The 1531-nt window shown below is 43.2% G+C and carries 1 protein-coding gene; it reads left to right on the top strand.

Annotated features, from left to right (window positions below; translation table 11 throughout):
• Window positions 1-638 precede the first annotated feature (638 nt).
• The gene (locus ABGY95_RS04025) at window positions 639-1364 is read left to right on the top strand and encodes a hypothetical protein (RefSeq protein WP_347440421.1); all 726 of its coding nucleotides are present in this window, start codon (window positions 639-641) and stop codon (window positions 1362-1364) included.
• The last annotated feature ends 167 nt before the right edge of the window (window positions 1365-1531 follow it).

Raw genomic sequence — 1531 nt, 5'->3', positions numbered from 1 at the left:
AGCTCAATTCCTGTATCAGTTGAAACCTTTGCGCTGCCATGAAAATCTACCTCAGCTTGCCAGAAAAGCTCGCCGAACTTGTCCTAGACTGCAGTCGGAGTTTCAATTTGATTCGAGATTACATAGTAATCTTGGCTTCAAGCCGGATCTGTATCTACATTATGGTAAGCGATGAAAAGAAATAGGCATTGCGCTAGGTTAACTGCGTAGATGTATACGCGTATAGCTCCATTACTATAAGTATTCCGCGACTAACTGATCTTCATTTCAAATGGTTTTCGATCCGGCATAAACATCGTTTGCAACACACATTAAAAAACACTTGCTGCGAATAATATCCTTGGCATGGCGGGTAAGGAGACTACATTCACGATCCATGGTTCCCTCAATAGAAGCGCTTCCTCACACCCATTCCGTGCCTCTCCAGAGCCTCATCCATTTTCAGAATTTCAACTTCCTAGTTTTCGGCTTTAGCTGCTAGCCATCTTTTCCCAGCCCCCCTTTGTTACCATCCATGAAAGCCCCTCCTCACACCTTACTCAAAAAGCAAATTCCTAGCATTTCAGCTGACAACTAGGTCACTAACTAGCTTCTAGTCACCCGCTCTTGTTATGAGAAACCGAAAAATTTAATTATCCATGAAATCAATAGATTACCTCGCCATAGTGCTTTTTTCTCTGTTCGTTCCAATCGTCTGCGTTGAAGCGCAATCTACCGACCACGTGTTGTCGCCCACTGAAGATGCTACCATGTCTTCTCTCGAATCTGTCAAACTTTCTGTTTATGCCATGGCATACGCTGAGGGACATAAGAAAATTTATCTCACAAACAGCAAAGGTGAAACCAAACAGGTATCCCTATCAACGGCCAATATACTAGGGCCCTATCAAACGGCGTTAGATGCAGACTCAAATCTTATATTAAGAACCCAAAAGAAAACGAATGAGGGGGCGACGATCTACCCGCCCATTGCTCAGGTCAAATTCCCCGATGATATTAAGGAACCATTAATGATACTTGTGCCATCCGCTGATGGGCAGGCTTATGAGGCTGTTTTTATAGATCGGAGTCTGGAAAGTTTTCCGAAGGGCTGTTACATGATGACGAATTTGTCTTCGAAGGAGATACATGGTCATGTAGGAGATACCAAGGTTGATGTGATGCCTGATAATATTACATTGATCACTCCCACTGTAGGTAAAGAGGATTTACTGGACGTGCATTTTGAATATCAAAGCACAAATCAGTGGCGGACCTTTGCTCGAACCCGATGGGTTTATAAAAAAAATAAACGTTCGCTTTTGTTAGCCTTTCTTGATCCTAAAACAAAGCGTATGAGAATTAGAGGTGTGCCACTGCGTTAATGGAGAGGCCCACAGGCATGAGCCTCCCGTCTGATTTTGGTTAATAGATGACTAAATTATTGGTAGGTTAGTTAGACTGCTTTTTCTGCTCATCAAGCGCTCTGGATGACGGTTACATGTCTTAATAGGATAAAAAGGCAGCCAATATTGCTGACTCCCCAGCAGCG

It is taken from the genome of Rubritalea sp. (assembly GCF_039830215.1).
Taxonomy (GTDB): domain Bacteria; phylum Verrucomicrobiota; class Verrucomicrobiia; order Verrucomicrobiales; family Akkermansiaceae; genus Rubritalea.
This window is presented reverse-complemented; position numbering and strand designations above follow the sequence as displayed.

What these genes read in the sequence shown, in the direction of transcription:
- ABGY95_RS04025 (WP_347440421.1), top strand. Translation starts at nt 639, where the DNA reads ATGAAATCAATAGATTACCTCGCCATAGTGCTTTTTTCTCTGTTCGTT.